This window comes from Streptomyces sp. NBC_01481 (assembly GCF_026339995.1).
Lineage (GTDB): Bacteria > Actinomycetota > Actinomycetes > Streptomycetales > Streptomycetaceae > Streptomyces.
Window position 1 is genome coordinate 17,301 of sequence record NZ_JAPEPT010000009.1, and the last position, 26,029, is coordinate 43,329.

The window sequence follows — 26,029 nt, forward strand, 5'->3', positions numbered from 1 at the left end:
CTGGGAGTACGGGGCAGCGTTCGCGGGTCCTCACCCGGTTACGGGCCCGAGACACGCCCGGGACGGACCGGGGTCAACAGGCGCGGGACCTGGACGTTCCGGGACACCGGCGGCTATTTGGAGGGTGATTCGACGGTGAGGACGACGCGCACCGTCTTGCCGACGTGTTCCCTCGCGAACCAGTGGATCTCTCCCGCCAGTTGGCGTACGACGAGCAGCCCTCGGCCGTGCTCTTCGTCGTCTCCGGGGCCATCGGTGCGGTCGAGGCTGGGCAACTCCGCCACCGGGTCGGACACCTCGACGACCAGTTGCCCGCTCTTCAGCATGGCCAGCTTCAGGCGTAGCTCATGTCTGGCGCGGCGGCCATGGGCGATCGCGTTCGTCACCAGCTCGGAGACGATCAGTACGGCGTCGTCGGCGTCGCCGCGCCAATCCCACTCAGACAGCCTGCGACGGGTGTGGGCGCGGGCCAGGGCCACTGAGCCTCGAACCATCGTGTAGCCCATGGACCACTCGTACATGACAGCCGTCTCGACCGCTGTGGCGTCGGCGTCGATCACGAGTCCTCCCGCTCTGCGAGCCGGAGATTCGACCTTGTGGTGGGGAGTAACACGGTTCTCCTTCTCGCCTGGCCGGACGGCGCCGGAAACGAAGCCCTCGACGGCACATGGGGGCGCGGCTTCTGCCACGCCCCCACACTGGACCGGTGGACCGGTCCAGTCAAGCGATCGTCAAGAAGCCGACCCCATCGGGTAGTTGTCCGTGCGCTCCCAGAGTTCGGAGGGCGTCACGCCTTCCTCGACGACCAGCGGCCTGTCCCCGATGTCGTACGCGACATGCACATCCACGGCGACCGCAAGCGGTGTCCGCTCGTCGAACCGTTCCGCCTCGCCTTCCGTCGCCAGTCGTACTCGTGTCAGGTCGGAGCCCCGCGCCGGTGCGCGCCCGGTCGCGCGGGCGATGTAGTGGGTCGTCCCCTCGGCGATCGGTCCCGTCTGGGCCAGCCGGGGACACTCGTCCGCGACGTCGGGCGGGAACCACGCGGTCACCAGAGTCATCGGCGTCCCGTCATCGAGGAGTACGAGACGGTCGCGTCGCAACGCCGTCTGGCCGTGGCCGAGTTGGAGCAGCTGTGCAATTTCACCGGGCGGTGCCACTCGCGCTGGGGAACCGAGCCTGCGGAAGGGGCGTCCGCCCGTCACCCGCGTACTGCCCGACCTGCGATTCCCGGCCGGCCGTGCGAGCGGCGTCTCGGTCACGCGGAAGCCCTGCCCCTGCCTGGCAACGATCAGGCCGTCGTTCCTGAGGGTGTCGTACGCCTTGACCACCGTCGCTCGCGAGACACCCCACTGCTCGCACAGGTCACGACCCGATGGGAGGAGCGCACCCGGCGGGAACTCGCCGTCCGCAATGCGCTGCCGCAGGGACTCGGCGATCTGCTCGTACTTCAGGGTCGGCATCGCGACGAACTCCCGTTCACTGGACAGGTTGACCGGTCACGGTGGAGCATCCCTCATATGGGAACGGCCCCTCAAATCGCACCCGAGATCCACGACTTCTACACCGAGAACTACGACGAGGCGACCCGTCTGACGGCAACGGCAGATGGCGCGCTCGAACTCGTACGTACACAGGAGATCCTCCGGCGGTACTTGCCGTCGTCGCCCGCCACGGTGCTCGATGTGGGTGGCGGGCCCGGCGTTCACGCACAATGGCTCAGCGCGGACGGCCACAAGGTCCGTCTGATCGACCCCGTCCCACGCCACATCGACCAGGCGTCGGCCGTTGGTGTGGCTGCGGAGATCGGTGACGCGCGGCAGCTGGTGGCCGAGACCGGATCGTACGACGTGGTGTTGCTTCTCGGGCCCCTCTATCACCTGCTGGAGCGCGAGGACCGAGACCGGGCGCTCGCCGAGGCCCGGCGGGTGGCGCGGCCGGGCGGGCTGGTGGCAGCCGCGGCGATCGGCCGTTACGCGTCGCTGTACGAACACGTGGCGACCACGCTCCTCGGCACAGACCGAGTCCGCGAGGCCGTGGGGGACATCCTGCGTACTGGGCGGCATGAGCCGGGCCGCAAGGGGTTTACGGCGGCGTACTTCCACACAGCCGAGGGGCTGGAGCAGGAGATGACCGACGCCGGGCTGCAGGGCGTCGCGGTACACGGCATCGAAGGACCGGCGTGGGCCTGCCTGAAGGCGACCGAGCGGCACACCGGCGAACCGCTTGCCGGGTCGCCGATGTTCGCGGCGGCACTGGAGTCCGCCAGGCTCGCCGAGCCGTACCCCGCTCTCCTCGCCTCCAGCTCACACATGCTCGCGACCGCGGTCGCCCCCTGAAGGAGGAAGCCCGGCGCCTTACGTCTCGGTCCGGCGCACCCTGCCATCGTCAGCGCGTGGACTGCAGCTGGTCCACTTCCCGGCCGATCGCCTCCCGCAGCGCATCATGTTGCGGACCAAGTGCGAACTGCTCGTCGCTCCATCGTTCGCGCGGATAGAGCCACACCGGCATGCCGACGAGATCGGCCGGTTCCCACGCGAATCGCGGCCACACATGCGCATGCAGGAAGCCATCGGTGTTGCCGAGAATCTCAAGGTTCACCCGGCGGAAAGCAGAGTCCAGGCTCCTGCACGCGCGCTCGACCGCTTCTCCCAGCAGATCCATGTCCGACAGGAAGGCCGACCGCTCGGCCCTCGGCAGGTCGGACAGTCGCTGCGCAGTCGCGTCCTGCGTCAGCAACACGGAGTATCCAGGGAGGAACTGGACGTCTCCGATCACCGCGAAACCCGCATCCAGACGCCTGAGGACGGTGGGGTTCTCGCCTCGCAAAGCGCTTCCGATCCGGTCCGCCCGCCAGTCCTCAGCCTGCATGGTGCACTCCTCCCAGTTCGAGTAAGGCGTCAGGTGACCCCGTTCGCCCGGGTGTGGTGTTGTCGCAGCCCCGGCCCGACGTCACCATCGAGGCATGACGCTCTCGCTCGCCGACGCCGAAAAGATCCTCGCCGACAACTTCGCCCCCTGGGTGCTCGACCTCGGGCTCGCGGTCGTCGAGACCGGAGAGACACATGCCGTGCTGCGGCTGCCCTGGTCCGGCCGGCTGGCCCGCGAGGGCGGGGGCATGTCCGGGCAGGCGCTCATGGCCGCCGCCGATACCGCCACCGTCATCGCGGTCGCCTCGGCGCGAGGGGTGTACGGGCCGATGACCACGGTGCAGCAGTCCACCAACTTCCAGCGGGCCGTCCTCGACGCCGATGTGCTGGTCGACGCCCGGATCACCAAGCTCGGCAAGCGCATGGCGTTCGCGGACATCACCATGACCGCCGAAGGATCGCCGGACGTGGTCGCGCGGGCAAGCACGGTCTACGCCCTGCTCGGCTGAGAGGCCGTTGTCAGTGCCCCGGTGTTCAATCGGAAGCATGTCCAAAAGACGCGAGCGAGCCAACGCCGACCCCCTCTCGCAGAAGCCCCCCGACCAGGACCTCGTCATCAGGGACGAGGACTGGTACGGACGCGATCTGTCCGGACAGAGATTCACCCGGCACACCTTCTACGACACCGACTGGACCGAGGTCGTCAACGACGGCGGGATCTTCGACGAGTGCACCTTCTCCGGGGTGCGTTTCAACGCCTCCCGGCACACCAATGCCGCCTTCACGAACTGCACCTTCAAGCGGTGCTCCTTCTTCGACACCCGCTTCGAGCAGTGCAAGGCCGTCGGGAGTCTCTTCCAGCAGTGCACGTTCAGCCTCATCTCCGTGACCGGCGGCGACTGGTCGTACGTCGGGCTGCCCGGTGCCGATCTGCGCAAGGCCGTCTTCGACGGCGTGCGGATGCGGGAGGCGGATCTGACCGCCGCCCGGCTGGAGGGGGCGAGCGTCATCGGGGTAGATCTGTCCGGGGCCTTGCTGCACGGATCGAAGCTCATAGGTGCCGATCTGCGGGGCAGCGACCTCTCCGCGCTCGATCCGCTGACGGTGGAGCTCGCGGGCGCGAAGATCGACCTGGAGCAGGCCGCCGTCATCGCCACCGCGCTGGGGTTCGACGTGACCTGAGACCGGTTGCCGCCCGCGCACCTCTTGTCTGATGGATCGTCAGGTACGACGATAGGCCCCGTCCAGCCGGTTGACGGTTCGTCAGGTCAAGGCGGAGGAGGCGCACGGTGCACCTGCAGGTACTGCCCAAGGGGCAGCTCTCGTACGGAATGCAGCTCCCGGTCCAGTCGCAGAGCACCATCTACGCGGAGCCCTGGGAGGCCGCCGCCGGCGCCGAGGATCTCGCCGAGATCGCGCGGGCCGCCGACCGGGCCGGGTTCGCGTATCTGGCGACCTGTGATCACGTCGCCATCCCGCGGCGGCTCGCGGATGCCATGTCCACCGTCTGGTACGACCCCGTCGCCACCCTCTCCTTCCTCGCCGGGATCACCGAGCGTGTGCTGCTGCTCAGTCATGTCGCCGTCGTGGGGCTGCGGCACCCGCTCGTGAGCGCCAAGCAGTACGCCACCCTCGACCATCTCTCCGGCGGACGGCTGATCCTCGGGGTCGGGGCCGGGCATGTCCAGGAGGAGTTCGAGGCGCTCGGCGTCGACTTCGCCGCGCGCGGGGCCGTACTCGACGAGACGATCGACGCGCTCAGGGCGGCACTCGGCGAGGACGAGTTTCCCGAGTTCGCCGGGGAGCGGTTCTCCTTCAGCGGGCTCGGGCAGCGGCCCAGGCCCGCCCAGCGCCGGATCCCCTTCTGGGTCGGCGGCTCCTCGGCCGCCGCCGTGCGCAGGGCCGCCGTACGCGGCGACGGCTGGCTGCCCCAGGGCGACCCCCGTACGCGACTTCCCGACCAGATCGCCAAGCTGAAGGCCCTGAGAGAAGCGGCGGGCATCACCGCGCCCATCGAGATCGGGGCGATCACCGAGCCGCTGTATGTGGGCGACGCGGACTGGGAGATCGGACGCCGCACCGTCAGCGGAAAGCCAGAGGCCATCGCCGAGTCGCTGCGCGCCTACGCCGCGATGGGCGTGCACCAGATCCAGGTCCGGTTCCGCAGCCGGAGCCGCAGCGAGCTCACGGACCAGATCGCGGCGTTCGGCACCGACGTGGCCCCGCACCTGAACTGACCCGCACCTGAACCGAGGAGAGTGGCATGGGAAAGCTCGACGGACGCGTGGTCCTGATCACCGGCGCGGCGCGCGGCCAGGGCGAACAGGAGGCGCGGCTCTTCGCGGCCGAGGGCGCCAGGGTGGTGCTCGCCGATGTGCTCGACGACCAGGGCGAGGCCCTCGCCAAGGAGCTGGGCGAGGGCACCGCCGTGTACGTCCGTCTCGACGTCGGCCGGGAGGACGACTGGACCGCCGCCGTCGCCGCCGCGAAGGACGCGTTCGGGAAGATCGACGGGCTGGTCAACAACGCGGGCATTCTGCGCTTCAACGAGCTGGTCTCCACGCCGCTGGAGGAGTTCCAGCAGGTCATCCAGGTCAACCAGATCGGTTGCTTCCTCGGCATCCGCACCCTCGCGCCCGAGATCGAGGCCGCCGGCGGCGGGACGATCGTCAACACCGCCTCGTACACGGCCCTGACGGGCATGGCGGGCGTGGGTGCGTACGCCGCGACGAAGCACGCGATCCTCGGCCTGACCCGGGTCGCCGCGCTGGAGCTGGCCGCGAAGAAGATACGCGTCAACGCGGTCTGCCCGGGCGCGGTGGACACCCCGATGAGCAATCCGGACGGCGTGGACCCGGCGGCGGTGGGCGCGCTGTACCAGACGCTCGTGCCGCTCGGCCGGGTCGGGCTGCCGGAGGAGGTGGCGCGGCTCGCGCTCTTCCTGAGCGGCGAGGACTCCTCGTACATCACCGGGCAGCCCTTCGTCATCGACGGCGGCTGGCTGGCCGGAGTGAGCCTCTTCTGAGCGGGGCCGTTGGCGGGCCTGACGATGCGTCAGCTATTGACGGCTCACCCGCGCGGTGGAACAGTCGGGCACATCCAGATCTGACGGTTCGTCAGAAACATCAGGACGGTGGTGAACCCCCTTGGAATTCGGGCTCTTTGTACAGGGATACGTCGGCAAGCGCGCCGAGACCGACCCGCTCGCCGAGCACAAGGCGCTGATGGAGGAGACCGAGTACGTCATCCAGGCGGACAAATCCGGGTTCAAATACGCCTGGGCCTCCGAGCACCACTTCCTGGAGGAGTACTCCCACCTGTCGGCCAACGATGTCTTCCTCGGCTACCTCGCGCACGCGACGGACCGGATCCATCTGGGCTCGGGCATCTTCAACCCGCTGGCGCCCGTCAACCATCCCGTGAAGGTCGCCGAGAAGGTTGCCATGCTCGACCATCTCTCCGAGGGTCGCTTCGAGTTCGGCTCCGGGCGCGGGGCGGGCTCGCACGAGATCCTGGGGTTCATACCGGGCGTCACCGATATGAACTACACCAAGGAACTCTGGGAAGAGACCATCGCCGAGTTCCCCAAAATGTGGCTTCAGGACGAGTACGTCGGCTTCCAGGGCAAGCACTGGTCGCTGCCGCCGCGCAAGGTGCTGCCCAAGCCGTACGGGAAGTCCCACCCCGCCATGTGGTACGCCGCCGGGTCGCCGCCGTCGTACGCCATGGCGGCCAAGAAGGGCCTCGGCGTTCTCGGCTTCAGCGTGCAGAAGGTCTCCGACATGGAGTGGGTGCTGGAGCAGTACAAGACGGCGATCATCGAGGCCGAGCCGGTCGGGGACTTCGTCAACGACAACGTGATGGTGACGTCGACCGCGATCTGCGCGCCGACGCACGAGGAGGCGGTACGTATCGCGGCGGGCGGCGGGCTGCACTACCTGCAGTCGCTGGTCTTCCGGTACCACGACACCTTCCCGCGGCCCGAGGGCTTCCCGGTGTGGCCGGAGACCCTGCCCGAGTTCAACGAGGAGATCATCGAGCTGCTCATCGCGGAGGAGCTGCTGATCTGCGGTGATCCGGACGAGGTCTTCCGCCAGTGCAAGAGGTGGGAGCAGGCGGGGGCGGACCAGTTGTCGTTCGGGATGCCGATCGGGATCTCCCGGGAGGACACGCTGCAGTCGATCCGGCTGATCGGTGAGCACGTGATCCCGAAGATCGACACGGATCCGGTGCACCGGACGACGCGTTTCCGCGGGGCGGCGGGCTGAGGCTGCCGCGGCGCCTGCGGCGGGCTTTGTCCCCGCCCCGCCCTTTCCCGTAACCGGGGGCGCTGCCCCCGGACCCCCGCGCCTCAATCGCCGGCGGGGCTGGATTGTGCGTGCGGGACCACGCCTCAAAGCCGGCGCGGCTGGAGGTGCGGCCCTGCCGCACATCCAGCCCGTCCGGCGATTGAGGACATGCGGCCGAAGGTCGCATACGGGGTCCGGGGCGAAGCCCCGTCGGGGGTCTGGGGGCTTGCCCCCAGTTACGGGAAGGGGCGGGGTGGGGAAAACCTCCCGCCCCCACAGAACGGCGGCGGCCTCCCGGACCGCCGTCCCCGGGCTCCGGCCGGGTGTCCGTCGGCAGCGGCCTGCCGCACGCGCCCCGGCCGGAGCCATGAAACGGCCAAGACGGCCAACGGCCAAGACAACCAGGACGACCAACACCGCGCTGAAGGGACCGTCATGCTCGACCACCTCATCCGCTCGGCGACCGTCGTGGACGGGACGGGCGCGCCCGCGTACGTCGCCGACGTCGGGATACGGGACGGACGCATCGCCGTCATCGCCGCCCCCGGGACCCTCGACGAGGCGGCCACGACGAGCGAGGACGCGTCCGGGCTCATCCTCACCCCCGGGTTCGTCGACCCGCACACGCACTACGACGCGCAGCTGTTCTGGGATCCGTACGCGACCCCCTCCATGAACCACGGTGTGACGACCGTCGCCGGCGGCAACTGCGGCTTCACACTCGCGCCCCTGAACCCCGACCGTCCCGAGGACGCCGACTACACGCGCCGCATGATGTCCAAGGTGGAGGGCATGTCCCTGGTCGCCCTGGAGGAGGGCGCGCCCTGGAACTGGCACACCTTCGGCGAGTATCTGGACGCCCTGGAGGGCCGGATCGCCGTCAACGCGGGCTTCATGGTGGGGCATTGCGCGCTGCGCAGGCATGTCATGGGACCCGACGCGGTCGGCGGGCAGCCCACGCCCGAGCAGCTGGACGAGATGCTCAGGCTCTTCCACGACGCGATGGACGCGGGCGCGTGGGGGCTGTCCACCACCCAGTCGTCCACCCATTCCGACGGTGACGGCAAGCCGGTCGCCTCCCGCCACGCGAAGCCGGAGGAACTCCTCGCGCTGTCCCGGGCCGTCGCCGAACACGAGGGCACCCAGCTCGAAGCGATCGTCGCGGGCTGCCTGGACCAGTTCGCCGACGAGGAGATCGACCTCTTCGTCGAGATGAGCGCGGCCGCCGGACGGCCGCTGAACTGGAACGTCCTGACCATCGACGCGTCCGTGCCCGAGCGGGTGCCGCGCCAGCTCACAGCGAGCGAGCGTGCCCGCAAGGCCGGCGGCCGCATCGTCGCCCTGACCATGCCGATCCTCACCCCCATGAACATGTCGCTCGGCACCTTCTGCGCGCTCAACCTCATCCCCGGCTGGGGCGAGATCCTCGGCCTGCCCGTCCCCGAGCGGATCGAGAAGCTGCGCGACCGGGCCGTACGGGAGGAGATGCTGCGCCGGGCCGACAGCAAGGAGGCCGGTGTCTTCCGGCGCCTGGCGAACTTCGGGCGGTACGTCATCGGCGACACGTACTCCAGGGAGAACGAGGGCCTGCGCGGACGCGTCGTGAAGGACATCGCCGCCGAGCGCGGCCAGGAACCCTTCCACTGCCTCGTAGAGATCTGCGCCAACGACCAGTTGCGTACGGTCCTTTGGCCCATGCCGACCGACAACGACCCCGCCTCCTGGGAGCTGCGCCAGCAGACCTGGCAGCACGAGGACGTCATGCTCGGCGGCTCCGACGCGGGCGCGCACCTGGACCGGATGTGCGGCGCCCCGTACACCACCCGCTTCCTCGGTGACTGTCTGCGCGGTCGCAGGCTGCTCGGCCTGGAGGAAGCCGTGAAGATGCTGACCGACGACCCGGCGCAGCTCTTCGGCCTGCGCGAACGCGGCCGCGTCCAGGAAGGCTGGCATGCGGACCTCGTGCTGTTCGACCCGGAGCGGATCGAGGCGGGCCCGGCCACGCTCGTGCACGATCTGCCGGGCGACAGCCCCCGACTGGACTCGCGCGCGATCGGCATCGTGTCGGTGCGCGTCAACGGCGTCGAGACGATACGGGACGACAAGGTGACGGGCGCGGTGCCGGGCACGGTGCTCAGGTCGGGCCGCGACACAAGGACCGTGAGTACGAAGTGACGCAGAGGCTGTTCATAGGAGGGGAGTGGGTCGAGCCCGACGGCGGGTACTACGACGTCGTCAACCCGGCGACCGAGGAAGTCGTCGGGCAGGCTCCCGAAGCGAGCCGTGAGCAGGTGTACGCCGCGGCCACCGCCGCCCGCGAGGCCTTCACCGCCTGGTCGCGCACCAAACCGGAGGAGCGCGCCCGGATCCTGGACGCGGCCGCCGACGTCATCCAGCGCGAGGCCGAACCGTACGCGGCGCTCGCCCGGGCCGAGAGCGGTGCGACCACCGCCACCGCGCGCGGTATGCAGGTCGCGGTGGGCGCGGCGCGCTTCAGGCGGTACGCGAAGGGCGCGCTGGAACCGGTGGAGCAGGGGCTGCCGCCGCAGATCAACGCCGCCGGACCGATGGGGAAGGCGGGCGTCTTCGGGGCGCTCGCCGTACGCCGCCCGGTCGGCGTCGTCACCTGCATCACCTCGTACAACAACCCCTGGGCCAACCCGGCGGGCAAGGTCGCGCCCGCGCTCTCCATGGGCAACACGGTGGTGGTGAAGCCCGCCCCGCAGGACCCCCTGTCCGTCTACAAGATGGCCGAAGCCCTCGCGGAGGCGGGCGCACCGCCCGGCATCGTGAACGTGGTGACCGGCTCCGCACCGGCCGTCGGCGAGGCCGCGGTCGACTCCCCGGACGTCGACATGGTCAGCTTCACCGGCTCGACGGCCGTCGGGCAGCGCATCGCCGAGGTCTGCGGCCGCGGTATGAAGCGCCAGCTGATGGAGCTGGGCGGCAAGGGCGCGGCGCTCGTCTTCGACGACGCGGACGTGGACTTGGCGGTGATCGGCATCGGCACGACGTTCTCCTTCTACAGCGGCCAGATCTGTACGGCGCCGACGCGGGTGATCGCGCAGCGCGGGATCTACGACGTCCTGGTCGAGAAGCTGACCGGCTGTCTGACGTACATGAAGGTCGGCGACCCGGCGGCACAGGGCACGGTGGTCGGCCCGGTGATCTCGGCGGCGCACCGCGACCGGGTCGAGTCGTACATCGAACTGGGCAGGAAGGAAGGCGCGCGGCTCGTCGCGGGCGGCGAACGTCCCGCGTTCGAGAAGGGTTTCTATGTCGCCCCGACGCTTTTCGCGGACTGCACGAACGACATGAGAGTGGTGCGGGAGGAGATCTTCGGCCCGGTGGTGGTCGTGGTCCCCTTCGACGACGAGGACGAGGGTGTCGCGCTGGCGAACGACAGCGACTACGGCCTTGTCGACTACGTCTGGTCGGGGGACGTGGCGCGGGCTTTCCGGGTCGCCGGCGAGCTGCGGGCGGGCGGGGTCGGCGTGAACACGATCGGCCGGAACATGGAGGCGCCGTTCGGGGGGTTCAAGAAGAGCGGCGTGGGCCGGGACGTGGGCTCGTACGCGCTGCACGCGTACAGCGAGCTGCAGGCGGTGGTGTGGCCGGGCTGAACCGGCGCCCCCAACGGGCAGGTGAGAATGGCTCGTTGAGGCCCAGACCCGGCGCCGGGGGACGCCGGGTCTGGTCACGCACCCGCGCTCGCGGGAGTTCAGCCGCCGAGGCCGCCGAGGAAGATCGGGTTCGTGAACGCCGCCAGCGGCCCCGGCAGACCCGGAACCACCACCGCGTGCCGGACCTCCGCCCGCACATACGTCGCGTACTCCGGCGTCGTCCGCCACTCCACCGTGCCCGCTCCCTCCGGTGGCAGCGTCACCGTGTGCAGCACACCCTGGTCGGTCACGAAGCGCACCGAGCAGCCCGGCGCGCCGGTCACCTCCAGCCGTACCGTCACCGGGGTGTCGTCGTCGACCCGGAGCCGTTCGCCGATGTCCGCGTGCTGCCCGCGGCCGCCCGCCGCCGAGAAGGACAGCGTGATCGCCTTCGACTCGGCGACGTACGAACGCCCCGCGCGGATGCCGTCCAGGATCGCTTCCCGCGTCAGGGCCTCGGCGAGGACCACCGTCTGCGGCGTGCCGACCGGGTCCGGCGGGCGGTGCGCGTCGCTGTTGCCCATCGCGGGCGTCCAGCGCCGGCCGGAGCGAGCGGCCGCGACCAGCGTGTTGTCCCAGGCCTGGAGCGAGACCTCGTCGTCGGGCGTGTACGCGCCGTTCCACACCTCCACCGCGTCCGCCTCGCTGAACCCGAACTTCCAGTTGCAGCCGATGCAGGTCGCGTGCGGGTGGGCCGGGACGACCAGGCCGCCCGCCCGCCTGATCTGGCGCGCGTAATGGCCAAAACGGTTGTCCTTGGCCCGGTAGCGCCAGTCGACGAAGGTCCCGGGATCGGTGCCGAGCGCCACCAGATGGCCGTTGCGCGTGGTGACCTCCTCGCCGGTGAGGATCAGCAGGTCGTCGCCCGCCCGGTCGGCCCAGTGGGGGTGCGAGGAGTGCGTGTTGTGCTCGGAGGTGTTGATGAAGTCGAGCCCGGCGGCACGCGCGAGCTCCGCGATCTCGGCGGGGGTGCGCTTGCCGTCCGAGTACCAGGAGTGCAGATGGCAGTCACCCCGGTACCAGGCACGGCCGCGCCCCTTGGCCCGCTCCGGCGGATAGACCGGCCTGGGAGTCGTGCCGGGCTCGCCGAACCGCAGCGTGATGGAGACTTCGTACGCGAGACCCTGCGGCGCGACCGTGTACGGCCCCAGGGCGATGTACCACGTGCCCGCCCGCACCGGGCCCGGGATGTAGCCGGGCGTCGCCTCGTCCGCCCGGATGAAGAACTCCGTGCGCGCCCCGCCCGACCAGCCCCGAAAGCCCTTGCCGCCCAGCTCGGTGCCGCGCTCGTCGAAGATGCCGATGTCGAGCGCGTTGCCCTGGGTGCCGGGCGGGACGACGGGCCGCTCGTAGGTGTACGCGACGTGGATCTCGCGTACGCCCTTCGGGATCTCGACCGGCAGATAGACGAAGTCGGGGGAGCCGGGCGGCAGTGTGCCGCGCACGACCTTGGTCGGTTCGGCCGCGGTCGGCCCGCCGTCGTTGGGTGCGGCGTTCGCGAAGCTCACAGTGCCCAACGTAAGCGCCGTAGCGGCTCCCGTCACGAGCAGTCCTCGTCTGTCCATCGCGTGTTGTGCGTGTCCGTCGTTGCACATGCCGTCGGCTCCCCGGGGTGGGTGAGGGGGACAGGAGTGGTGTACTCAAACCCTCGTATTGAGCCGTGAACTGCCGTGCAAGGGAAAGGGGTTCGCGGGTTGCGCGGGCCTTTCGGGGAGGGTTTCCGGCCGTTGCGGCAGCGCTCCGTCGCACTCATACCCCGGCGCGCTCCATGACCGGCCGCACCCGCCGCTGTCCCACGAGGCTGCCCACCAGGCCGAGAAGGAAGGCCACGGGCATCGACACGAGGACGACTGTCTGGAGCGGGAACCAGTTGAGGTGCCAGTCGGGGAAGAGCGCCAAGGGGTTTCCGCTGAAGACCGGGCCGGAGATCTGCAGTCCGATCGCGCTGAAGAGGCCTCCGTACAGCGTCCAGAGCAGGCCGCCTCGCGTGTAGCGGCTCCAGAACAGGGAGTACACCAGGGCAGGAAGCAGGCAGGAGGCCGCCACCGCCAGGGAGAGGGCCGACAGGAACAGGACGTTCCATCCCTGGACCCAGACCGCCAGGGCGATGCTCAGCAGCCCGATGCCCGCGGATGCCAGGCGTGCGGCGGCCACCTCCCGGCCCTCGGTCGTGCGTCCCTTGCGCAGGACATGTGTGTACAGGTCGTGGGCGACCGCGCCCGCGGCCGCCAGGGTGACGCTGGCGACGACGGCGAGCGTGGTGAGGAACACGGCGGAGGAAACCAGTACGACGAGAATTGCTCCGTCCGCGTCGGTGGACGGGCCGCCCGCCAGCTCGCTGGTGAGCAGCAGCAGGGTGCTGTTGCCCCCGGGATCCGCGGCCATGATCGCCGGGGCGCCGATCAGTGCGGCGGCCGCAAGGCCCATCAGCGCCAGCATGAGGCAGAAAGCGCCGACGATGACGATGGTGTGGCGCACCGTGCGGCGCGCGGTGGCCGCGTCGGGAGCGGTGTTGAGCTGCAGGGCCACATGGGGCAGGCACGCCACTCCCAGCACGATGGTGATCATCAGGCCGATGAAGTCGAGGGTGGCTTCCGGGTCGCTGCTGCCCGCGAACCGCAGGCCGGGACGCATATGGCCGTCGGGACGGCCGCTGCCCCGTCCGGCGGCATCGATCAGCGAGTCGGTGTTCCAGTGAAAGCGGTGGAGCAGTACGGCGGTCGCAGCGAGGGCCGCGCCGAGCAGCACCACCGTCTTGATGACCTGAATCACGACGGTGCCGCGCATGCCGCCGAACACCGTGGCGCAGACGACCAGGAGGCCGATCATGACGATTGCTGTCTGTTCGGCACCCGGACCGGACAGTCCCAGCAGCGTCGTGGTGGTCACTCCCGCACCGGAGAGCTGTACGACCAGATAGGGCACGCATGCGCTCAGGGTCACGACGGCGGCCGCGATCCTCACGGCGGGCCCCGGGGTCCGCAGGGCGAAGGTGTCTCCCAGGGTGTAGCCGACGCGCTCGCGCAGGGGAGTGGCGAGCAGCAGGAGTACTCCGAGTGACAGCACCGTGCACAGGGCGATGAACAGGCCGTCGTAGCCGAAGACAGCGACGCTTCCCGTGGTGCCGAGCACCGTCGCCGCGGACAGGTACACGCCGGACAGGACGAGAGCCCCGCGGAACGGACGCATTCTGCGGCCGGCTGTGTAGAACTCGTTGACCCGGTCTCTCTCAGGGCCGCTGAGAACGCAGATGAACAGGATGGGGACGATGAAGGTCAGGAAGCCCGCGAGGACCAGGGCGCGTGTGTCGGTGTCCAGGAGGCCGGACGCGGCCGTCACGATGTCGCGGCTCATCAGTACTGCTCCGCGTCACGCTCGTGCGCGGCGCGTTCGTCCTTGCGGCGGTCGTATCGCGCCGCCGTCCACATCAGGAGGGAACCCTGGAGGAGCAGTGCCAGCACGCCGACGTTGATCTCGCCCCAGACGCGGTTGTCGAGGAAGTCGGCGGCGGAGCAGGCGAGCACCAGATGTACGCCGAGGGTCAGTCCGTTGACCAGGGCGAAGGACCTGCCTGGGCGTGGCGGCCGTGGCCGCTGATGCAGGTGGTGGGCGTGCTCGTATGCCATGGCGATCTCCTGGCAGGCGTGGGCAGTTCCCTGTGTGGGCAGTTCCCTGTGCTGGGGGGCTCACCAGAGCACGCGTGAAACGGCGCGTCGACACGCTGGACACGCGCCGTTCACCACTCCCAATGCCGCTACGAGATCAGTGTGCTGATGCCCATTCACACGCCCATTCCCTCGAAGCCCGCGCCGAGCGCGGAAGCCGGTCCGAACAGGCGGTGGGCGTCGAGCGCGAGGGTGAGCTGCACCAGATCGCGCGGGCGGGACAGCACCAGGCCGGTGAGCTGCTCGAAACGGCGCAGGCGGTTGAGCACGGTGTTGCGATGGCAGTACATGTGCCGGGCGGCCTGCGCGGCGGAGCCGCCGTTCTCGATCCAGACACGGAGGGTGTCGAACAGCGTGTCGCGGTCGGCGGGTTCCAGGTCGTACAGGGGCCGCAGCACCATGTGGGCCAGTTCGGCGGACAGGTCGGGCCGCGAGATCAGCAGCCCGTCGGGGAGCCGGGCGTCGAGCCGGGCGATCTCGCCGTCGCTGCGGCAGGTGCCGAGGGCGAGTCCGGCCATGTCACGCGCTCGGGGCAGGCCGTCCAGTCCCTGGACGACGGGGCTGATCCCGATACGGAGCCCCGGACCGGCCTCCAGCCCGGACACGAGCGTGTCCAGGGGGCTATCGCCCAGGTGGGCGACGAGCACATCGCCCTGCGCGCAGGTGTGGCGCAGGATCCGGACGCCGCGGATCTCCGGGACGCCTTCCGGGGTGCGGCCGTACGGCGGTGTGGCTCGCACCACCGCCACCGCGAACCGTCCGTCGAGCGGCAGATCGAGGATCCCCGCCGCGTCCCCGGTGAACGCGGGTTCGTTGCGGCTCTCCAGCAGCGCGGCGAGGATCAGGCGGACTCGTTCCCCGTGCCGGCTGGCGAAGCCCTTGGCGACCTGGCGGTAGGCGTCCGCGACCATGACGGCGTCGCGGTCGTTGCTCTTCCACACCAGCTCGGCCACATGCACCAACTGCCGCGCGTCGCCGATTTCGTCCCGCTCCACCACGCCGACGATCCCGCTCCAGACGCCGGAGCCGGCGACCCGGTAGGCGTGCAGCACCTCGTCGAGGGGGCGGCCCTGTTCGGCGCGTCGTATGCCGAGCTCTCTCGTGAACCGCTCGATGTCGGAGATCCTGCCCGGATCCAGCGTGGCTTCCAGCGCGTGGCGGATGCCGGTGTCCACGCACATGCGCACGTCGGGGGGCGCGAGTACGGGGTCGGCGTAGTACGGCACCTCGGTGCGGATCTTGTCGACCACGGTGTCGGTGAATTCCGTGCCGCGCCCGAGCAGGCTCCGGCAGGCGTGGTCGAAGAGTTCGAGAGGCGACGTGTCCGCGAGACCGGGGACGGAGAGAACGGAGACGGGACTGGTGTGCATGGGCCCTCCAGCAGCGCGGAGATCAACCGCCGGCGTCGGACGCCGGCGCCACCCGTACAGGAAGGCATCATGCTAAGCGGTTGGTCAGCGCAGGACGAGGATTAGGCCAAATCGTGATGATTCCGTGCGACGGGGCCTGCCCGGACGGTGGTCCGGGCAGGCCCCGTGAGTCGCTGGTCCCTGGTCGCTAGTCGCTGGTGCGATTCCGCCGCATGAGCAGCATCGCGACGAGGACGAGCACCGCGATGCCGATGATCAGGCCGATGACCAGGCCGGCCGAGAGGCCGCTCTTCTTCTTTTTCTTCTTCTTGCTCTTCTTGCGGTCCTTGCTGACGGTGCTGACCGTGCTCGTGGTCGACGTCTTTGCCACCGCCGCACCGGCTTCGGGTGCCGCTGAGGTGATCTGCTGGGCGACGGCCGCGGTGGGTGCGTACGCCGCCGAGGCGGCGGGTGCACCGGCCAGCAATGCTCCGGACAGCACAAGTGCGGTGGTGGCGACGCGCAGGCGCATCATGATGTGGATCCTCCCCGTTGATGCCGGGCTCTCGGCATGGGGCACCGTACGGCATACGTTTGGACGGTCACCAGAGACGACACGGAAGGTTCCGTATGCGGATCTCGACCACGATCTTCCTCACGGACGAGACGATCACGCCGGTACGGCTGGCGCGCGAGCTGGAGGAGCGCGGATTCGGTGGGCTCTATCTGCCGGAGCACACCCATATCCCGGTGGAACGCACGACCCCGTACCCCGCGGGCGGCGAACTGCCACCCGAGTACGGCCGCACGCTCGACCCGTTCGTGGCCCTCGGCCAGGCGGCGGCGGTCACCTCGCAGCTCGGCCTCGGCACGGGCATCACGCTCGTCGCCCAGCACGACCCGATCGACCTGGCCAAGCAGATCGCCACCCTCGACCACCTGTCGGGCGGCCGCTTCACGCTGGGCCTCGGCTTCGGCTGGAACCGGGAAGAGGCCGCGGACCACGGCGTGGAATGGACGACGCGCCGCGAACTGACCCAGGACCGGATGGCACTGATGCGCGCGCTGTGGGCGGCCGAACCGACCCCGTACAAGGGCGAGTTCGGCTCCGTACGGGCTTCGTACGCCTACCCCAAGCCGTTGAGCGGCCCGCGCACCCTCATCGGCGGAGCGGCGGGCCCGAAACTCTTCGCGCACATCGCGGACTACGCGGACGGCTGGCTCCCGATCGGCGGCCGGGGCCTGTCCCAGTCGCTCCCGGTACTGCGGGACGTGTGGTCGGCTGCGGGCCGGGACCCGGAGAAGCTGCAGGTGATCCCGTACGCGGTCCTGCCGACGCCGGGGAAGCTGGCGCACTACGCGGAACTGGGCGTGGAGGAGGTCGTGCTGCAGTTGCCACCGGCGGGGGAGGCGGAGGTACTTCGGGTGCTGGACGAGTTCGGGCAGTACGTATAGCCCCCGGGGGCTATACGTAGGGCGTCCTGGCCCGCGGCTGCACCTCCCGGGAAGCGGAGGCGGACCGGGACGGGCCCCGCCCTGGGCGGTCAACCGATGGGCTGCCGTACTTCGCCGCGCACCTTCAGAGTCCGCTGCGCGGTCGCGTTGAGGTCGACGGTGTCGGGGTCCTGCTTGGCAGCGGCCGGGGTGAGGAAGGCGACGTAGGCCGCCGTGTTGTCGTCGCCCCAGGCGCACACCGGGACGGTGGAAGTCCCGTCCTTGTCCGTGGAAAGCATGACCGTGCAGGTCATGTCGACATCCGAACCGGGCGGCGTGATGGTCTTCCGCGGGTTGGGTTCGTCCATCCCGTCGGCTTTTCTCATGCCGTCGAGCAGACTCTCGCGCGGCTGGGCCGGATCGTTGAACTGCCCGTACATGCCTGTGAGTACGAGGCCGCGCGGGGCGTCGGTGGCGGTACCGGTGTAAGAGCCGATGACCGCCTTCACATTGTGGGCGTCCGGACCGGCTCCGTAACCCTTCTTCTGAGCATCGGCGTCGGCATCCGCCGACCCGTCCTTGACCAGTTTGTACTCGTTGGCCAGGAGGGTCTTCGGGACCGTGAGCCGGTACGTGGCCTCGGGAAACGTCTTGGCGGGGCGCTCGGAGTCGCTGCCCAGGTTGCCGATGTAGGAAAGGGCGAAAAGCAGGGCCATCGCCCCGAGAGTGATACCGACGATCAGCCAGGTGTGATTCTTGCGCTGCGGCGGCCCCGCCGGCGGATGTCCCCACCCGCCCGGCGCCGACTGCCCCGGGTAACCCTGCTGCCCCGGGTATCCCTGCTGTGGGTAGGGCGGGTGCTGATAGGGCTGCTGGGCGTAGGGGTTGGGCTGCGGAGGTCCGTACGGACCGGGGGACTGGTGGGGAGGTGGCATGGTCATGGCTAAACGATATGTGACCTACGGTAGCGGTCGTCCGTCGCCCCGGAGGGGGTCGTGTTGCAGCTCCCGCCGACGGGGATGCCGGAGGCGCTGCGGGTGCTGGACGCGTACCCACAGGACGTGGAGCCCCCCGGTGCCTGAACCGTCGGCGCCCCGGCACGCGGATGCCCGTAGGCCGGAACGAGGGCGGCTGCGGAAACGGCAGCGAGCAGGATGATCCGTGGCGTCTTCATGGCACCCGAGCCTGTCCAGGCGCGGGGGCGTCACGGGGGAGACACGCGTGCGGGCTAATCCAGAGGGAGCAGCGCGGGGTGCGCCAGGAAGGCGGACCAGGTGGCGGGGGTGACGGCGAGGTGGGGGCCGTCGGTGACCTTGGAGTCCCGGATGCGGATGGTGGCGGGGGTGGCGGCGACCTCGACGCACGCGCCGCCTTCGCCGCTGCTGTAGCTGCTCTTGTACCAGTTGAGCTCAGTGGTGTTCATTGTTCTCCCAGCATCTTCTCGACCAGGGACAGCGACTCCCGTGGGGTGAGAGCCTGCGCCCGGATGATCCCATAGCGCTCGGTGAAGACGCGGACCTCTTCCGGATCGGTGATCAGCCGGGGGTGTCCGTAGATCTCTGTATACGCGACCTGTTGCCGCCCCTTGGGCGTCAGCAGGATGAACGCGCCATCCAGGCTCGGGTGTTCCTCGCGATCCAAAGGCATCACCTGAAGCTCAACGGTCCGCAACCGCCCGACGCGCAGCAGTCGACGCAACTGATTCTCATGAACGGTGCGTCCACCGATCGGCCGCTTCAGCACGGCCTCCTCCAACACGAAGCTGAAGGTCGGTGCGGGCCATCGTTCGAAGATCTGCTGCCGAGCAAGCCGGTCGGCCACGCGCTTTTCGATGGTCTCTTCGTCAAGCAGCGGCCGCCGCTGCGTGAAGATGGCTCGCGCGTACTCCTCGGTCTGAAGCAGCCCAGGCACGGCCTGGTTGCTGTAGTCGTGCAGCGCGACGGCCTCCGCCTCCGCCCGGGCGTAGTCCCGGAACCAGTCCGGATGCCGGGTCCGCGCCTTCGCCTGGGCCTCCCGTACGTCCTCGACCGCCGCCTTGAGCACACCCCCGGCCGACAGCAACTCATCGGCCCGCACCAGGAAGTCGGGCTGCGGCGTCCGCACGCCCCGCTCCATCGCGGAGATCAGATCCTCCCCGCAATGGGCGGCAACCCCGAGCTCGCGCTGGCTCATCGACGCGTTCTCCCGCAGCACCTTGATCTGCTTACCCAGAGCGCTGAAGAGATGCGCCGTCCCATCCACTTCGGCCGGCCGCTCCGGCCGTTCTTCCGCCATGCCGTACCGCCTTCTCGGGTCACGACCGACGTTCCGTACAGCCCGCCGTCCGTACCCGTACAGTTACTCAGAGTCGCGATCAACCTCCTGGTCAGGGTACGGGGAACCGGTCACGCTCGGTGACATGAAATCCGAAATCGCCACCCCCACGGCTGAGTTCACGCAACGCCTCAGCGCCACCCGCCGGGGCGCCCGCGTGGCCCGCCACCTCGCGGTCCACCAACTCGACGGCTGGGGCATCCCCTACGGCAGCGATCTCTCCGACTCGGCCGCACTGATCGTCGCCGAGCTGACAGCAAACGCGGTCACCCACGCCCGTGTCCCGGGCCGCGACTTCGAACTGCGCCTCACGCTCTGGCCGCTGACGCTCCGCATCGAGGTCTCGGACGCCCGAGGCGACCGCGAACCGATCCCGAGGCCGCCAACCCCAGACGAGGAGACGGGCCGCGGCCTGCTCCTGGTCGACGCGCTGGCCACGAACTGGGGCACGGCCGACCGCGTCGTCGGCAAGACGGTCTGGGCGGAACTGCCGTTGCCATGAGCCGACTTACCGCGTCGGAGCGGCGGCCCACATGCTGATGCTCCACACATCTCCGTGTCCCAGCGACCGCCCGCGCGCTTCGTGGTCGTCGTTCACAATGACGGACACATTCACGTTCGCTGTGGCTGCGCGGTACTCAAGGAACCCACCCTGGTCGGTGACCCGCATGGAAGGAAGCCCCGGGACTTGCGAGAGCGCGTCCCGCAGTTCCTCCCAGGCGAGGTACTGCGGAAAGTCGACCTGCATGCTCTTGCGCCACTCTCTTGGCATGGAGCCGCCTGACGCCAGTCTGTGCAATTGGATTGAACAGTTGGCCATCACCCACTCAGGGCCCGGGTTGAAGGAGAACTCAAAGAATCCATAGTCCCGCCGCAGCGAGAGACCAGACCGACAGGCATCGTCGATGAACTTGCAGTGGATCGCTTCGTCGACTTGGCCGAGGGTCGATCCGACCCTCAGCCCGTGCAGCCGCCCCGTGGTGATGAAAGAGACAAGGAATGGAATCGCCTTCACGATCAGCTCTCTCCAGCGCATCGAAGGCCCCGTCGTGAGCGCCCGTAGGTTGATTCTCGCAGGGCAGCCCCAGCGAGTGGAGAGCAGCCGCTCGTGGCCGGAGTGGTCTACGTGCGGAGACAATCTGACACAAGACTATTTTCCCCACGCCAGGATTCCCCCGACCGAGATCGTCAGCGTCATCAGATGTACCCAGGTCAGTAGCGGGCGCAAGCTTCGGCTCCAACTCGGCCGCTGGGGCGAGAACGCGGCGACCGAGCCGGACGCTGCACTGGCCAAGAAGGCCCACCAGGCGATGTCGAGGGAGTAATGGAGGCCGGTGCAGCCTCCCTTGGTGCAGCGCTCGAGCATGAGGACGCAGGCAATGACATTGGCGGGGACGAGGCCCACAAGCCCCGCCCGGGCTTGCAGCCGCGATCGCCGGACGTCAGCCAAGTGCGGTGGGAGGGAAACGTCGTGCATGCCGCCAGTAGGCCATGGTCGGCGCCCGGAAGATCCGCGCGGATACTCATCCGCTACTCAAAAGGCCCTTGAACTCCAGGCTCCGAGCTCCGAGCCCTGTTTGTGAGGAATGGTTGGTGGATTGAACCCACCCACCCTCCCCAACGCCCCTGATGGCCACCGGTGTTGACTTTCGGTGTTCAAGTTGCCACGCGCTGTCATATGCCTCTAGCGTTCATAGCAACAAACAACCCCGACCGGTGTTCGAGCACCGGCCGGGGTCTGACCTCCAAGATCGAACTAGGACCGATCTCGTGGCTTACATCAACTCTAGCTGTGCCCTGCCCGCGCCCGCTCACCCCATGGCCAGCCCCGGCTACGGCAAGCGCCCCGCACCCGATCAATCCCCCTCCCGCAGCGGCGACTTCGCGCACCTGCCTGAGCGGGAAGCGGCCGTCGCCGTCTTCATCGATCGCCTCCCCGAAGGCGCGGCGATGGACCACAAGACTCTTGCCAAACACATCGCCGGCTACGGCCAGGCGGCGATCCGCAGTGCGCTCAAGGCGCTCACGAACGCGGGCCATCTGCGCCGGATCAAGGAGAAGGTGGTCCGCGACGACGGGGAGCGCTGGGTGACGCGTACGTACTGGTCGCGTACCGCCCGCAGTGCCGACTGGTGGCAAAAGTTCTGCCGGAGCGTACGAGGCGTGATGCTCGACGCCCCGGGCGGTACCCCTGACGACCAGCCGGCAGCCGCCGAGCCCGCACGGGAGCGCACCACTGCCTACCGGACCCTTGCCGCCCTCGGCCGTACCAACCCTCGGATGACCCTCTCTGCCGCCGACTGCGAGCGGCTGGAACCTCTCGCCGCGACCTGGCTGACGTACGGCGCGAGCGTGCAGCACCTGATCCGTGCCCTCACTGACGGACTGCCCGATGCGATCCACAACCCGGCAGGGATCGCGAAACGACGACTGGAGGACAAGATGCCGCCCAAGCCTGCCCGTGAGCCCGAGACCGTGCTGCACAGCGTCATGATCTGCACGTTCTGTGAAACGACCGAGGAAGACGAGCCGCTGATCAACGGCATGTGCGAGGCATGTCGCAGCGAGGACGAGGACGACATCCCGGCCAAGTTCCGCCCCGGCCCCCGTCCGGCGGACGTGGCTGCGCACGCCGACGCCGCGCGTGTCGCGGCCGGACTGCCGCCGAGGAGTCGCGGATGAGCGTGCAGGAGGCGCCGGTCAGGGCACCATGGAGGGGAGGAGGCGACGCCATGACCCCCAGGACCACCCCCCGGCCGTCCCGGCCCCAGATGTCGGTCGAAGAGTTCGAGGAACTCGCCCGCCGTTCGCCAGAGATGGTGCGGCTGGAGTTCATCCAGGGAAAGGTCCAGGTCAAGCCCGTGCCGGACGGTGTCCACGGAGCCATCATGATGTGGCTCCTCGAACAGTGCATGCAGCACCTCCCTGATCATCGCCTCTACCCCGAGCAAGGCCTGAAGGTCGAGACGTACCGCAGAGGGCGGGCCCGTCCGGACGGCGCTCTCGCGCCCATCGACCACTTCGTCCCGCAGGGCGAGTGGGCCGAGCCGGGTGGCGTGCTGATGACCGTCGAGGTCACCTCGCACGACCCCGACACCGACCAGCGCGACCGCGTCGAGAAGCCGGACGGCTACGCGGCGGCAGGTATCCCGGTCTACCTCCTCGTCGACCGTGACGCCTGCTCGGTCACCGTCCATGCCGAACCCGAGGGCGGCTCGTACCGAAGCATCACCACGCGCCCCTTCGGCGCCGTTGTTGAGCTCCCCGACCCTGTCGGGATCACTCTGGAGACGCAGAGGCTCAAGGACTACACCGAGTGATGGGGAAGCGAGTTGAGTACGCGGATGAGTAGCTGGACGGATCTTCGGCGGCGCAGCCTGTGGCGAACTGGGGAGCATGAATGAAGCTCCAGCCATCCCCGCCCGGACCAGCGACCGGCAATGGCGCCGTCCGGCCTACCTCGGGCTGGTGACGCTGCTCCCGACCGCGATTCTCGCGTGGCTCCCCCTCCTGATGTCCGAACGCTTCGGACGCTGTCTGACTTACGGGGAGGGGTGCGGAGCGAGCTACAACACGCTGGGTAGCGTGGCAGGGTACGCGTTCTGGGGAAGCGCAGCAGCGGGAGTCGCGGCGCTGATCGTGTACCCGACGGCTGGTTGGGCGCGGCCCGTGCGGAAGTCGCTCGTCCTCACCCAGCTCGCGCTGCAGCTCGTCACTGCGACGGCGATCCTCGCCATGGCCTGATCCGCCGAGAACGCCATGCGCCGCGCCCGCAAGCGAGCCAGGGACGGGGGCTGGATGTCGCCGGATCTGCCGCGCGGTTGCAGGCGCGCGGGGGCAACCTCGTCGATCTGTGTGCGTCGCGATGCCGGGCGGCCCCGGGGCATCACGTACTGGAAGAGCGTTTTCATTCCGCTCAACCGGCTGCACCGACTCGGCGACACTGATCGCCTCCGAGCTGATAGCCAACGCAGCCAGCTACGCCCGTCCAGGGCCGTGACGTCGAACTACGTCTCACGCTCTGGCCGATGAGGCTCCGCGTCGAGGCTCGGACGCCCGAGGCGACCGCGAGCCCGAGCGCTGCCCCCGACCCGGGATGCAGAGTCGGGCCGGGGGCTCCTGCTGGTGGAGGCGCTGGCCACGTCCTGGGGTACGAAGGACCGCGTCGTCGGCAAGACCATCTGGGCGGAATTGCCGCTGCCATGAGCCGACTTACACCCCTTGACGGAATCAGCTGCCCGGCATCTCCCCGACCGCGTCAGCAGGCGAGGCAGCGCCTGCCCCATCCACGCATCCGTTGGTCGCTGACCGATCGATACCTGATGAACGTGGTTGGTAGTGTCCGACCGTGACCTTGACGGACCTCAGTGAGGGCTTTCGTGACGACGCTCAGCGGCGACGTGTCCGGGCAATAATCCATGATCGGCTCGCAGACGACCGGGAGCCGCAAGAGTGCCGCTATCTCATGCGTTTTTGGTGGCAGCTGGGCATGCCGTACCAGGAGGTGTCGGTTGAGCAGCTCAGGGTGAACGTCCGCAAGCCGAAGCTGGACGTTGTCGAAGAGCTGATCAGCGCCATCAGGACCTCCCATGATCGGGTCGATGCCTGGGTTGTCACCACGCAACAAACGTTTCCCGTGATTCACGATCGCGGCTTCATGGCTGACTCCGACCGACAACGGCTGGCTCAGTGAACTGAGTTGTCGGTGGGTGATGAGGCAGCAGGCCCGTTGAAGGAACGCTTCGTACATGTCGCAACGTCGTCCCGGCGGGCGTCGGCGCCGGGAAGCAATGCAGCCAGGCGAAGCCCTCTCGATCACCAACTTGTAGGCGCTCAGGCAAGTGCCGTGCCGGGTCCCGCGCCGGGCGATGGCTCGGGAACAGACGGTGGGGCGGTGGGAATCGAACCCACGGCCGGCGGATAACAGGCTCCCGGACGCTGTTCGGCCGCGTCGCCACAAGACGGTTGGACCGAACTGCCTCTGCTGACCACTTCTCCGCCACGGAAGATGGCTGCCGCTTTCTGGTCGATGGAACCCGCCAAAGCTGTCACACGCGCTTGCGCAGCTCCCGCGCGATGTCGATGTCCTTCTGAAGTGCACTGAGCCGGGGAGGGGTTCTGGAGTCGTCCAGGACAACCGCGTGCAGGCGATCGCCGACCTGTGGAGGTGCTACATCCGCGGACCACCGGGAGGGATGTTTGACCTGGTCGATGAAGCCAATGATGCCGTCCGCGTCGACTCGTGATCCGACGGGGGCGACGGCCGTGATCGTCACGTCGACTTCCTGGTGATTCACCAGCCGCGCCATCAGGGATCTCCATGCCTTCGGACCCAAGGTCTATGTCGGGCCAGCTCGTTGAACCTGTCCAGTTGCTCGTACCGAAGCATCACCACGCGCCCCTTCGGCCGACGTTGTCGACCAGGCTGCGCCCGAGCGGCTGCTCACTCAGGTCGCCGGCGGGCGCTGGCAATCCTTAAGCGGTCTCTAGTAGGTCATTCATATAATCTCTGAGGCCGGTTGGCAGCGTACTGAGGTCGATCTCCCGGAGGTGCCCGAGACTCTCGGCATCGGTAAATCCGCCTGCACCAAGTTCCAGCAGTGCATTTAGTTGTGACTCCAGAGCAGCGATGTCGGACTCGCATGCTGCAGAGATTGACAGTGCACCGACCAGGAGTTTCGCGTCCGTTGAGGAGTAACTGCCGAGCCAGTCCGGAACTCTGTCCGCGCAGAGCTTGCGCTGTCGAGGATCCCTGTCAGTGACTTGGCGAACAAGGTCCATCAACTGGTTGGCGCGCAGAGGCATGTGTCATTTTCCGTGAACTAGTAGGGGAGCTCGGCCTAAGGACAACCCCCGACGCGGAGACGGGCCGCGGCCTGCTCTTGGTCGACGCGCTCGCCTGAAGTGGCACGGCGGACCGTGTCGTCGGCAAGACGGTCTGGCCGGAACTGGCCCTGCCATGAGACATGGAGGGTTTGCTGTCCCGAATGGGTTCGCGACTGGAAACAATTAGAGGTCTTCTGGGAGTGAACTCAGGAACTCCTCAGCTTCTGACTCGATGTATGGCGAGAGGTCCTTGAGTATCCTCAAAATGTCCTTCAGCTCACGGGCCAGCTCCGGCGTGGCATGCCACGCCGCCGAGCGCCGAGTCAGGACTGCGGACAGTAGATCGTCGTCGTAGAAGCCTCCTCTCGATTGGTCGGGTGCGGTGTTGCGCAGAATCTCCAGTGCCAGCGGTAGGAGCCATGGCAACCCAACGTCCTGGCCGATAAGACGTCTTAGCTCATCGGCTGTCAGGCTCCCGATAGGGCGTTTCCGCAACTCGTGCACGGCCTTCACCAGCCCGGTTGCATCGGGTGGCGGATCTGGCCACCTATGACCTTCGAGCCCTTCCAAAGAGCGTTCGCGGTCGATGTGATTCATGGGAGTCTCTCGCAGATCGGGTGTATG

The 26,029-nt window shown here is 68.7% G+C and carries 28 protein-coding genes; 14 read left to right on the top strand and 14 right to left on the bottom strand.

Annotation, left to right across the window (positions count from 1 at the left end):
- Positions 1 to 113 precede the first annotated feature (113 nt).
- Both OOK40_RS34530 and OOK40_RS34535 read right to left on the bottom strand, forming a co-directional pair.
- Positions 114 to 560 carry an ATP-binding protein gene (locus OOK40_RS34530; protein ID WP_266489596.1) on the bottom strand — a complete coding sequence of 149 codons (447 nt, stop codon included), beginning with the start codon at positions 558 to 560 and terminating at the stop codon, positions 114 to 116.
- A 171-nt stretch (positions 561 to 731) separates the two neighbouring features.
- Complete coding sequence (locus tag OOK40_RS34535; protein WP_266489598.1) at positions 732 to 1,460, bottom strand: GntR family transcriptional regulator; 729 nt, start codon at positions 1,458 to 1,460, stop codon at positions 732 to 734.
- A gap of 57 nt (positions 1,461 to 1,517) precedes the next feature.
- Here OOK40_RS34535 and OOK40_RS34540 point away from each other — a divergent pair, with 57 nt between their 5' ends.
- Complete coding sequence (locus OOK40_RS34540) at positions 1,518 to 2,336, top strand: bifunctional 2-polyprenyl-6-hydroxyphenol methylase/3-demethylubiquinol 3-O-methyltransferase UbiG (RefSeq protein WP_266489600.1); 819 nt, start codon at positions 1,518 to 1,520, stop codon at positions 2,334 to 2,336.
- A gap of 49 nt (positions 2,337 to 2,385) precedes the next feature.
- Here OOK40_RS34540 and OOK40_RS34545 read toward each other — a convergent pair whose 3' ends face one another.
- Positions 2,386 to 2,868, bottom strand: a complete 483-nt coding sequence (locus OOK40_RS34545) for an HIT family protein (protein WP_266489603.1) — start codon at positions 2,866 to 2,868, stop codon at positions 2,386 to 2,388.
- A 94-nt stretch (positions 2,869 to 2,962) separates the two neighbouring features.
- On the opposite strand from OOK40_RS34545, the gene OOK40_RS34550 reads away from it, so the two are divergent.
- From OOK40_RS34550 to OOK40_RS34580, 7 genes are all read left to right on the top strand, one after another.
- Entirely contained in the window at positions 2,963 to 3,376 is a 414-nt protein-coding gene (locus OOK40_RS34550) for a PaaI family thioesterase (RefSeq protein ID WP_266489605.1), read from the top strand.
- Between the two features lie 37 nt (positions 3,377 to 3,413).
- Complete coding sequence (locus OOK40_RS34555; protein ID WP_266489607.1) at positions 3,414 to 4,049, top strand: pentapeptide repeat-containing protein; 636 nt, start codon at positions 3,414 to 3,416, stop codon at positions 4,047 to 4,049.
- A gap of 149 nt (positions 4,050 to 4,198) precedes the next feature.
- On the top strand, positions 4,199 to 5,104 hold the full coding sequence (locus OOK40_RS34560; RefSeq protein WP_266489743.1) for a TIGR03619 family F420-dependent LLM class oxidoreductase: 906 nt from the start codon (positions 4,199 to 4,201) through the stop codon (positions 5,102 to 5,104).
- Between the two features lie 26 nt (positions 5,105 to 5,130).
- Positions 5,131 to 5,892: an SDR family NAD(P)-dependent oxidoreductase gene (locus OOK40_RS34565; protein ID WP_266489608.1), complete on the top strand. Its 762-nt coding sequence runs from the start codon at positions 5,131 to 5,133 to the stop codon at positions 5,890 to 5,892.
- A gap of 121 nt (positions 5,893 to 6,013) precedes the next feature.
- On the top strand, positions 6,014 to 7,135 hold the full coding sequence (locus OOK40_RS34570) for an LLM class flavin-dependent oxidoreductase (RefSeq protein WP_266489610.1): 1,122 nt from the start codon (positions 6,014 to 6,016) through the stop codon (positions 7,133 to 7,135).
- Positions 7,136 to 7,591: 456 nt separating this feature from the next.
- Positions 7,592 to 9,331 carry an amidohydrolase family protein gene (locus OOK40_RS34575; protein ID WP_266489613.1) on the top strand — a complete coding sequence of 580 codons (1,740 nt, stop codon included), beginning with the start codon at positions 7,592 to 7,594 and terminating at the stop codon, positions 9,329 to 9,331.
- Positions 9,328 to 10,779: an aldehyde dehydrogenase family protein gene (locus OOK40_RS34580; RefSeq protein WP_266489615.1), complete on the top strand. Its 1,452-nt coding sequence runs from the start codon at positions 9,328 to 9,330 to the stop codon at positions 10,777 to 10,779. Before OOK40_RS34575 ends, OOK40_RS34580 begins: the two co-directional genes overlap by 4 nt.
- Before the next feature lie 98 nt (positions 10,780 to 10,877).
- Here the strand turns inward: OOK40_RS34580 and OOK40_RS34585 are convergent, their stop codons facing one another.
- From OOK40_RS34585 to OOK40_RS34605, 5 genes are all read right to left on the bottom strand, one after another.
- Positions 10,878 to 12,413 (bottom strand): CehA/McbA family metallohydrolase, encoded by a 1,536-nt coding sequence (locus OOK40_RS34585; RefSeq protein WP_266489616.1) that lies wholly within the window; start codon positions 12,411 to 12,413, stop codon positions 10,878 to 10,880.
- A gap of 154 nt (positions 12,414 to 12,567) precedes the next feature.
- Positions 12,568 to 14,172 carry a cation acetate symporter gene (locus OOK40_RS34590; RefSeq protein WP_266489619.1) on the bottom strand — a complete coding sequence of 535 codons (1,605 nt, stop codon included), beginning with the start codon at positions 14,170 to 14,172 and terminating at the stop codon, positions 12,568 to 12,570.
- Positions 14,172 to 14,444 (bottom strand): hypothetical protein, encoded by a 273-nt coding sequence (locus OOK40_RS34595; RefSeq protein ID WP_266489621.1) that lies wholly within the window; start codon positions 14,442 to 14,444, stop codon positions 14,172 to 14,174. Before OOK40_RS34595 ends, OOK40_RS34590 begins: the two co-directional genes overlap by 1 nt.
- A 155-nt stretch (positions 14,445 to 14,599) precedes the next feature.
- Positions 14,600 to 15,853: a CdaR family transcriptional regulator gene (locus tag OOK40_RS34600; RefSeq protein ID WP_266489623.1), complete on the bottom strand. Its 1,254-nt coding sequence runs from the start codon at positions 15,851 to 15,853 to the stop codon at positions 14,600 to 14,602.
- A gap of 187 nt (positions 15,854 to 16,040) precedes the next feature.
- Positions 16,041 to 16,367: a hypothetical protein gene (locus OOK40_RS34605; protein ID WP_266489624.1), complete on the bottom strand. Its 327-nt coding sequence runs from the start codon at positions 16,365 to 16,367 to the stop codon at positions 16,041 to 16,043.
- A 95-nt stretch (positions 16,368 to 16,462) separates the two neighbouring features.
- Between OOK40_RS34605 and OOK40_RS34610 the strand changes: the two genes are divergently transcribed.
- Positions 16,463 to 17,287, top strand: a complete 825-nt coding sequence (locus OOK40_RS34610; protein WP_266489626.1) for an LLM class F420-dependent oxidoreductase — start codon at positions 16,463 to 16,465, stop codon at positions 17,285 to 17,287.
- An 89-nt stretch (positions 17,288 to 17,376) separates the two neighbouring features.
- Here OOK40_RS34610 and OOK40_RS34615 read toward each other — a convergent pair whose 3' ends face one another.
- The 3 genes from OOK40_RS34615 to OOK40_RS34625 all read right to left on the bottom strand — a co-directional run bounded on the left by OOK40_RS34615 (position 17,377) and on the right by OOK40_RS34625 (position 19,540).
- Positions 17,377 to 18,207: a hypothetical protein gene (locus OOK40_RS34615; protein WP_266489629.1), complete on the bottom strand. Its 831-nt coding sequence runs from the start codon at positions 18,205 to 18,207 to the stop codon at positions 17,377 to 17,379.
- A gap of 287 nt (positions 18,208 to 18,494) precedes the next feature.
- The gene (locus tag OOK40_RS34620) at positions 18,495 to 18,689 is read right to left on the bottom strand and encodes a DUF397 domain-containing protein (protein ID WP_266489631.1); all 195 of its coding nucleotides are present in this window, start codon (positions 18,687 to 18,689) and stop codon (positions 18,495 to 18,497) included.
- Positions 18,686 to 19,540 (bottom strand): helix-turn-helix transcriptional regulator, encoded by an 855-nt coding sequence (locus OOK40_RS34625; RefSeq protein ID WP_266489634.1) that lies wholly within the window; start codon positions 19,538 to 19,540, stop codon positions 18,686 to 18,688. The genes OOK40_RS34620 and OOK40_RS34625 overlap by 4 nt, the downstream gene beginning before the upstream one ends.
- A 124-nt stretch (positions 19,541 to 19,664) precedes the next feature.
- Between OOK40_RS34625 and OOK40_RS34630 the strand changes: the two genes are divergently transcribed.
- Positions 19,665 to 20,081 carry an ATP-binding protein gene (locus tag OOK40_RS34630; protein ID WP_266489636.1) on the top strand — a complete coding sequence of 139 codons (417 nt, stop codon included), beginning with the start codon at positions 19,665 to 19,667 and terminating at the stop codon, positions 20,079 to 20,081.
- A gap of 6 nt (positions 20,082 to 20,087) precedes the next feature.
- Here the strand turns inward: OOK40_RS34630 and OOK40_RS34635 are convergent, their stop codons facing one another.
- Entirely contained in the window at positions 20,088 to 20,615 is a 528-nt protein-coding gene (locus OOK40_RS34635; RefSeq protein ID WP_266489637.1) for a hypothetical protein, read from the bottom strand.
- A 782-nt stretch (positions 20,616 to 21,397) separates the two neighbouring features.
- On the opposite strand from OOK40_RS34635, the gene OOK40_RS34640 reads away from it, so the two are divergent.
- The 4 genes from OOK40_RS34640 to OOK40_RS34655 all read left to right on the top strand — a co-directional run bounded on the left by OOK40_RS34640 (position 21,398) and on the right by OOK40_RS34655 (position 24,272).
- Positions 21,398 to 22,261 carry a hypothetical protein gene (locus OOK40_RS34640; protein WP_266489639.1) on the top strand — a complete coding sequence of 288 codons (864 nt, stop codon included), beginning with the start codon at positions 21,398 to 21,400 and terminating at the stop codon, positions 22,259 to 22,261.
- A 50-nt stretch (positions 22,262 to 22,311) separates the two neighbouring features.
- A complete protein-coding gene (locus OOK40_RS34645; protein WP_266489641.1) occupies positions 22,312 to 22,899 on the top strand; it encodes a Uma2 family endonuclease in 588 nt (195 codons plus the stop codon).
- Between the two features lie 76 nt (positions 22,900 to 22,975).
- The gene (locus OOK40_RS34650; RefSeq protein WP_266489643.1) at positions 22,976 to 23,323 is read left to right on the top strand and encodes a hypothetical protein; all 348 of its coding nucleotides are present in this window, start codon (positions 22,976 to 22,978) and stop codon (positions 23,321 to 23,323) included.
- Positions 23,324 to 23,927: 604 nt separating this feature from the next.
- Positions 23,928 to 24,272 carry a hypothetical protein gene (locus OOK40_RS34655; protein ID WP_266489646.1) on the top strand — a complete coding sequence of 115 codons (345 nt, stop codon included), beginning with the start codon at positions 23,928 to 23,930 and terminating at the stop codon, positions 24,270 to 24,272.
- Positions 24,273 to 24,627: 355 nt separating this feature from the next.
- Here the strand turns inward: OOK40_RS34655 and OOK40_RS34660 are convergent, their stop codons facing one another.
- Complete coding sequence (locus tag OOK40_RS34660) at positions 24,628 to 24,888, bottom strand: hypothetical protein (protein ID WP_266489648.1); 261 nt, start codon at positions 24,886 to 24,888, stop codon at positions 24,628 to 24,630.
- A gap of 700 nt (positions 24,889 to 25,588) precedes the next feature.
- Positions 25,589 to 26,002, bottom strand: a complete 414-nt coding sequence (locus tag OOK40_RS34665; RefSeq protein WP_266489649.1) for a contact-dependent growth inhibition system immunity protein — start codon at positions 26,000 to 26,002, stop codon at positions 25,589 to 25,591.
- Positions 26,003 to 26,029: the final 27 nt, after the last annotated feature.

Bases quoted from the DNA above. Each gene is read 5' to 3' on its own strand.
- OOK40_RS34630 (WP_266489636.1), top strand. From the start codon at position 19,665: ATGAAATCCGAAATCGCCACCCCCACGGCTGAGTTCACGCAACGCCTC.
- OOK40_RS34550 (WP_266489605.1), top strand. From the start codon at position 2,963: ATGACGCTCTCGCTCGCCGACGCCGAAAAGATCCTCGCCGACAACTTC.
- OOK40_RS34565 (WP_266489608.1), top strand. From the start codon at position 5,131: ATGGGAAAGCTCGACGGACGCGTGGTCCTGATCACCGGCGCGGCGCGC.
- OOK40_RS34640 (WP_266489639.1), top strand. From the start codon at position 21,398: ATGGCCAGCCCCGGCTACGGCAAGCGCCCCGCACCCGATCAATCCCCC.
- OOK40_RS34620 (WP_266489631.1), bottom strand. From the start codon at position 18,689: ATGAACACCACTGAGCTCAACTGGTACAAGAGCAGCTACAGCAGCGGC.
- OOK40_RS34625 (WP_266489634.1), bottom strand. From the start codon at position 19,540: ATGGCGGAAGAACGGCCGGAGCGGCCGGCCGAAGTGGATGGGACGGCG.
- OOK40_RS34585 (WP_266489616.1), bottom strand. From the start codon at position 12,413: ATGTGCAACGACGGACACGCACAACACGCGATGGACAGACGAGGACTG.
- OOK40_RS34635 (WP_266489637.1), bottom strand. From the start codon at position 20,615: ATGCGCTGGAGAGAGCTGATCGTGAAGGCGATTCCATTCCTTGTCTCT.
- OOK40_RS34645 (WP_266489641.1), top strand. From the start codon at position 22,312: ATGACCCCCAGGACCACCCCCCGGCCGTCCCGGCCCCAGATGTCGGTC.
- OOK40_RS34555 (WP_266489607.1), top strand. From the start codon at position 3,414: ATGTCCAAAAGACGCGAGCGAGCCAACGCCGACCCCCTCTCGCAGAAG.
- OOK40_RS34610 (WP_266489626.1), top strand. From the start codon at position 16,463: ATGCGGATCTCGACCACGATCTTCCTCACGGACGAGACGATCACGCCG.
- OOK40_RS34540 (WP_266489600.1), top strand. From the start codon at position 1,518: ATGGGAACGGCCCCTCAAATCGCACCCGAGATCCACGACTTCTACACC.
- OOK40_RS34605 (WP_266489624.1), bottom strand. From the start codon at position 16,367: ATGATGCGCCTGCGCGTCGCCACCACCGCACTTGTGCTGTCCGGAGCA.
- OOK40_RS34590 (WP_266489619.1), bottom strand. From the start codon at position 14,172: ATGAGCCGCGACATCGTGACGGCCGCGTCCGGCCTCCTGGACACCGAC.
- OOK40_RS34615 (WP_266489629.1), bottom strand. From the start codon at position 18,207: ATGACCATGCCACCTCCCCACCAGTCCCCCGGTCCGTACGGACCTCCG.
- OOK40_RS34595 (WP_266489621.1), bottom strand. From the start codon at position 14,444: ATGGCATACGAGCACGCCCACCACCTGCATCAGCGGCCACGGCCGCCA.
- OOK40_RS34545 (WP_266489603.1), bottom strand. From the start codon at position 2,868: ATGCAGGCTGAGGACTGGCGGGCGGACCGGATCGGAAGCGCTTTGCGA.
- OOK40_RS34600 (WP_266489623.1), bottom strand. From the start codon at position 15,853: ATGCACACCAGTCCCGTCTCCGTTCTCTCCGTCCCCGGTCTCGCGGAC.
- OOK40_RS34535 (WP_266489598.1), bottom strand. From the start codon at position 1,460: ATGCCGACCCTGAAGTACGAGCAGATCGCCGAGTCCCTGCGGCAGCGC.
- OOK40_RS34660 (WP_266489648.1), bottom strand. From the start codon at position 24,888: ATGGCGCGGCTGGTGAATCACCAGGAAGTCGACGTGACGATCACGGCC.
- OOK40_RS34665 (WP_266489649.1), bottom strand. From the start codon at position 26,002: ATGAATCACATCGACCGCGAACGCTCTTTGGAAGGGCTCGAAGGTCAT.
- OOK40_RS34575 (WP_266489613.1), top strand. From the start codon at position 7,592: ATGCTCGACCACCTCATCCGCTCGGCGACCGTCGTGGACGGGACGGGC.
- OOK40_RS34560 (WP_266489743.1), top strand. From the start codon at position 4,199: ATGCAGCTCCCGGTCCAGTCGCAGAGCACCATCTACGCGGAGCCCTGG.
- OOK40_RS34650 (WP_266489643.1), top strand. From the start codon at position 22,976: ATGAATGAAGCTCCAGCCATCCCCGCCCGGACCAGCGACCGGCAATGG.